3 protein-coding genes and 1 pseudogene are annotated in these 6,000 nt (G+C 40.9%); 2 read left to right on the forward strand and 2 right to left on the reverse strand.

Annotated elements, in window-relative coordinates; all coding sequences use genetic code 11:
• Positions 1 to 89: 89 nt before the first annotated feature.
• Positions 90 to 2,555 (reverse strand): TonB-dependent receptor, encoded by a 2,466-nt coding sequence (locus AC1XUD_RS20350; RefSeq protein ID WP_483362861.1) that lies wholly within the window; start codon positions 2,553 to 2,555, stop codon positions 90 to 92.
• A gap of 289 nt (positions 2,556 to 2,844) precedes the next feature.
• Between AC1XUD_RS20350 and AC1XUD_RS20355 the strand changes: the two genes are divergently transcribed.
• Together AC1XUD_RS20355 and AC1XUD_RS20360 are read left to right on the forward strand one after the other, a co-directional pair.
• Positions 2,845 to 3,978: a sensor histidine kinase gene (locus tag AC1XUD_RS20355; protein WP_483362862.1), complete on the forward strand. Its 1,134-nt coding sequence runs from the start codon at positions 2,845 to 2,847 to the stop codon at positions 3,976 to 3,978.
• A gap of 51 nt (positions 3,979 to 4,029) precedes the next feature.
• Positions 4,030 to 4,758, forward strand: a complete 729-nt coding sequence (locus AC1XUD_RS20360; RefSeq protein WP_483362863.1) for a LytR/AlgR family response regulator transcription factor — start codon at positions 4,030 to 4,032, stop codon at positions 4,756 to 4,758.
• An 897-nt stretch (positions 4,759 to 5,655) separates the two neighbouring features.
• On the opposite strand, the pseudogene AC1XUD_RS20365 reads toward AC1XUD_RS20360, so the two are convergent.
• A pseudogene (locus AC1XUD_RS20365) lies at positions 5,656 to 6,000 on the reverse strand (hypothetical protein); the annotation flags it as partial.

Here is a 6,000-nt window from a genome sequence, read left to right on the forward strand (position 1 = left end):
GATGCTTTTAATGAAAGATCAGGGGAAGATTAGGTGAAAGGATTTCGGTATTCTGGGGTGGCTGCATCTTGTTTATGAATCAGTAACGATCAGTTCTTCCGAATCCTTTCCTGCTCATCTTTTATACTATTTCCCTGTTTGAGTTCGCTCTTAATTTTCACATTTCCGAATGACTTTGAGTAAGTGAGTCTTACCGTGCGATATCTGGCAGATTCGGCGCGGTAGATGAAATGCGCATATAGCGAAAATGCTTCTTCGGTGAGTGTTCCGAAATATCCGCTTACGCGCATCGATTTGAATAAGTCGCTAACCGACATTTGAACGCTTCCCCAATTATTTTTCAGATCCATTTTTACGCCAGCATTGAGCATACCAAATCCATCAATTTTTTTGGATCCTTCGTATTGCAATCCGTTGTAAAAACCTGAAAGTTCGAGCGAGATATTTTTGGGCAACGTAAAAGTCTGGCTTCCGTTGATCGACCAGGTTGGGTACGTCTTCTTCAATTTTTCGACGGTGTGATCGAGCTTGAATTGCCGCAAACCGCCACTGATTCCCATGCTCATATTCCACCATTTGGTTACTGGAACTGGTAAATTGGCCTGAAGCATCAGGCTATTTTGAAAAGCCATATTCTGTGGGGAATTGTACATGATATCTCCCGCAGGACTTGCCGCCAACTGATATAGCACGATCGGATTCTTTTCTCTGCTTGCCAAAAGAGAGAAGGATAAGCCTTTGAAATTATATCCCGTTTTGAGATTGGTCGTAACGGTAGGGCGCAAGGAGGGATTGCCCGTCGCAACGGACATCGGGTCGATATACAGCAGATAAGAGGAAAGGTCGTTGAACGATGGACGGTTAATCCGTTTGGTATATGAAAACTGGAGCTCAGACTGGTCATTCAGCTTTTTCGAAAGAAAGAAACTTGGGAATAATTTGCCTAGCCTTCGGTCAATTCTGTTCTCAGGTTTGTCTGCGTCTGCATAGGTATGTGAGTATTCGTATCGCATGCCTGCCATGATGTTCAATTTGCTCGTGGCTGCCATATTGAATGAAGCATATGCAGCTCCGATGCTTTCCTTCATATCAATATCATTGGTATATCTGGAACTCCCGACCCATTCACCGTCGATAAAATTTTCGATGGTTGACAGGCTCGAACTTTTAGTCAGTGTGCCTTTGATTCCAGTTTCAAGTTTAAGTTTTTCAGATAATTGTCGCCCATAATCCAGTTTAACCACTCCTACACGAATCGTAGAGCCCGATACTCCCTTTTGCTGATTAGAGAAAAATTTGCCGGCTGGAATGGCCTCATTTCCGTTTTTGTCAAAATAGGCGGTATATCCTTCATTCGGGTTTTTGCTATCGTTGATCAGGTAATCGAAATCCACGTTTAATTTTTCTCCTTCCCGTAACTTTTGTTCGATATAAACGCTCGTAAGCATGTTGGTCCACCGTGACTGGCTGTTAATTTTCGCCTTCAAAAGCAGCAACGAATCAGAATTAACAAGCTTATATGCTCCGTAATTGCTCATTTCCCGCTGTGCCTTGTTCCCACTCAGATTGATACTCGCTCCGGCTGTTGTTTTTCCAGGATTCCAGTCGAGTCCCAGCGTTGCATTTTGACCATTTGAAATGGCGGTTGTCTGACTTCCTGCGTCCACCGTAAGCTCGCCACCGAATGCTGGCATATTCTGTCCTCCGGTTGCATCCCAGCCATCTCGTCCATGGTCGTGTAAAAAGGAATAGGAACCAAAAGTGTTTATTTTTCCAGTATTATGTTCCAAACTGATGCTTCCAGCGCCTTTTTCCTTATATCCATACCCGACCGTGGCAGAAGCCGAGCCGGTAGTGCCAACTTCCTCCCGCTTCTTCAACACAATATTGATCATACCAGCGCTTCCGTCTGCATCGTATTTGGCTGGTGGCGTCGTAATTAGTTCTATTTTCTCGATATCATCCGCGTTCATGCTGTTGAGCATGGCCGTCAGTTGGGCCATCGGAAGTCTCATCAACTTTCCATTGAGCATTACCATTACGCTGCTTTTTCCGTTCAGTGCAATATTATTGTTTCGCCGGTCCACATATACCCCGGGAGAGCGTTCCAAAACCTGCAATGCCGAGCTCCCTTTTGTGAGTACACTGCTTTCAACATTGATAACCGTGCGGTCAATTTCTTGTTGAAAAAGTGGTTTTTGGCCTTTTACTGTCAACTCGCCTAATTGTTTAACGTCTTCGGATAGAGACTGAATACCGATGCTTTTTTGTGGATTTTCTGCGGTGAGTTCAAAGGCACCAGAATTCCATTCTGCATATCCTACTCCGGTGAATTTGACGAAATAATTACCAGGTTTTTTATGGTTGATTAGAAAAGTTCCCGATTCATCAGTAGTGACGCCTGCAACCAACGAAGAGTCTGACGAGCTCATTAGCATTACATTGGCAAATGGAACAGGTAGGTTGTTTGTGGTAACAAACTTTCCGGAAATCTGAGCGGTAGCCTGGCTAGCGAGATATATGCTCATTAATACAAAAAACAATGTTCTTTTCATTGGAGTGACTGGATTGTGGCTAATGGATTTCTGCCACAAAAGAGAAGAAGTGAAACAAGTGAAGAAAAACCGTTTGATAAAGTGCGAAAGCGAGTTGACCAAATGCACAAATCCGGTGAAAGGACTGCTGGGCTGGAATAAATATGGATTTCAGACCAGATGTCGTCCGACAATGTGATTTGGTCAATAATTACCAACCGTTCATATATCAGGGGCAGGAAAAGCGTCCGGTATTGATTACTTTCGGTATTGCAATTGGACAAACCAATATTCTCCAAACGTATTCTGTATGAGTGGATTGACTTATAGTAAAGCGAGCCAAAACTGGTTTTTCAAATACAAGCTGTATCACATTCCTTTTTGGCTGGCATATCACTACACCTGGTGGGTCATTACATTGGGCAGTCCGGCGAAGGTGAACAGTACGATCGTTATACTTCCCTTTGCCATAAAGTTTTGTTTTTACCTGGTATTTCAAGCATTAGCGGCGTATTTCAATATTTATTATCTTATTCCTAAGTATCTGGAAAAGAGTAGGTTTGCTGCATATATCATCAGGCTGCTGATCACTATCATTGTTGCTACTCTGATCATAATTAGTGGATATTATTTCAGTTCATTTCTAACCGGCCGGTCGCTTGCCGAGCTATACGGCGGTGGGAGCGAGGCTGATTGTTTTATGCGTTTTTTGGGTAATGCGCTACCTTCAACAGTGGCGAGTACAACGCTGGCGATGAGTATTAAACTTGCCAAAAACTGGATCCAGACAAAAAGCCGCGAGAAGGAATTGGAAAAGGAAAAGCTGGAGACGGAATTGAAATTTCTCCGGAACCAGTTTAATCCACATTTTTTGTTCAATACCATCAATTCCATATTCTTTCTGATACACAAAAATGCGGATCAGGCTTCAGATGCGTTGGCCAAATTTTCCGAACTTTTACGATATCAGTTATATGAATGTAATGATTTGCAAATTCCATTGACGAAGGAGCTTTCCTATATGTTCAACTTTATTGAGCTGGAAAAGCTACGGCAAAATGATAACGTTGCAATTGACATGAAGACCTATGCCAATTCGGGTGGAAGCCTCGGTATAGCTCCGTTTATTCTGATGGTTTTTGTAGAAAATGCATTTAAGCATGTCTCAAAGAATTCGGATGAAATTAACTGGATAAAAATTAGTACAAAGCTTAAACAGAATGAGTTGGAGTTTGTGATTTCCAACAGCATTTCACCGATCATGAAAACGGATGTGGTGCATTATGGTGGTATTGGTCTGGTGAATGTGCAGCGGCGACTTGATCTGATATATCCCGGACAGCACGAATTGCAAATTCAGAAGACGGATACACACTTCGAAGTGAAGCTAAATGTGGAGCTGTCTGAACTGACTGTGCAACAGCGAATTGAAGTGGCGGTTTGATTTCAGCGAACCCTCATTTTATAAAATTTATCAACACCAATTTGCAGATTCATGATCAATTGTATCATTGTAGATGACGAGCCGCTTGCCCGCGAAGGTATTGCCAATTATGTGAGAGAAGTTGATTTTCTTAAGTTGAAAGGAATTTGCTCGAATCCCGTTGAGCTGATGACGAAGTTGGACGAAAACATTGTAGACTTGATATTTCTGGACATACAAATGCCGAAAATGAATGGCATTGACTTTCTGAAAATTGTAAAAAATCCGCCGATGGTGGTCATCACCACAGCATTCCCAAGTTTTGCATTAGAGAGTTTTCAATTGAATGTGCTTGATTATCTGTTGAAACCCATCACGTTTGAACGTTTCTTTAAAGCTGCCACAAAAGCCCGCGACTACCATCGACTCATTACAAATCAAACCAGCAACAGCACCCAATCTGCCGAAGCTGCACCTGATTATTTCTTCATAAAATGTGGAAGCAAATATGAAAAAATACAGCTGGCAGAAATTCTGTACGTTCAGGGAATGCAAAATTATGTCACGATCTACACCACAAAAGGGCAGTTCATGACCTTGCTTTATCTGAAAAATATTGAAGAAAACCTGGATAATAAGTCTTTTATGCGAGTTCACAAATCTTTCATTGTTTCGCTTGATAAAATTGAAGGAATAGAGGGAAACGAGATATTTATGAATTCCATCCGTATCCCCATCAGCCGCAACTACCGCGAACAGGTGATTGAACGCGTGGTGAATAAGAAGCTTTGGATAAAGTAAGAAAATCCATTAAATTTCATCTATTAACACCACCAGGGATATGGAAGATTATATAAGTGATATACTTCAAAATCAGCCGGTTATAGCGCAATTGAAACCAAAACTTCAGCGAAATAGGTACTCCGCTTTGGGGGTGATTGAATCTAATGATCAAATTGTTCGTAACGAAAGCGGCCAGGCAAAACATAAGGAATTTAAAGGGCCTTATGTCCCCGTTGAACAACGGCCGGAACGGACAGATAAACCCACTGATATTCATCAATATTTTGATAAGAACCTTTTCGACAAGAAATCGAAAAAAGGATGGACCTCAGGATGGTTATCACGATACTTGCGTTTAAATATTTTTGGCAGAAAAAGACGATCATCAGATGATTGCTGAAAGTATACTTGTTGAAGAATTAATGATTCTGGCCATATGGCCATAGCTTGGCTTAAATGTCGGGCAAAATAGGTTTGAGTTGCTCATAAAATTCTCTGGGAAATTTCCTTAAAGCAGAAAGTAAATATCCGCGCAATTTTTCGCAAAATAGATTATTTTCGCCTTCTCTATTTTTCATGTAGCCTCCCTTTCATGTTTGTTAAAAATCTGGTGTGAATTTTTTTTTATTTGCATCATTCTCCCTACGTTCTCTCAAATTCAGTATGAAAAAGGATATTTGATTGGAAATGACGGCAGGCGGCTTGAATTGGGACACTTACAGTCCACTAGGCTTATTTCCCTTTCTAGCACTTATAGGAAACAGAATCTTTCGGAGAATATGATTCGCTCTCTTTCGGACATCCAGACCGAACCGCAATAGCTAACAGGGGTAAAAGCAACATTCTTCTCATTGTTTATTTGCTTTGATAATAGATAATAAAAACTGCACTATAATACTTTCTATCAATTAAGCATTAAATAGAAACTCTAAATTTAGGACCAAAATGCATCCCAATAATACCAGAATCTCTGCTATAAAAACATCCATATTTGAACCCTAGCCTAAAGTTGTTACGGATGGAATACTCTATATTCAAATTAAAAGGTACTTCAAGATATGACTTTGATGTCTCGCCAATAAAAGTCGCACACCCGCTACTACAAGGCTCTCTATACGGATATTTTAATCTCTGAATATTAAAAGCTGTACCAATTCCTAACTGCAGAAAAAAGGTCTCTTTGTAGTTGAGTACATCGTAATTCAGCAAAATAACGGTGTGGAAATCATATCCTCTTGCATTTGTTGTAGCAGTTTTATA

The organism is Dyadobacter sp. HNCC25DJ184 (genome assembly GCF_056895215.1).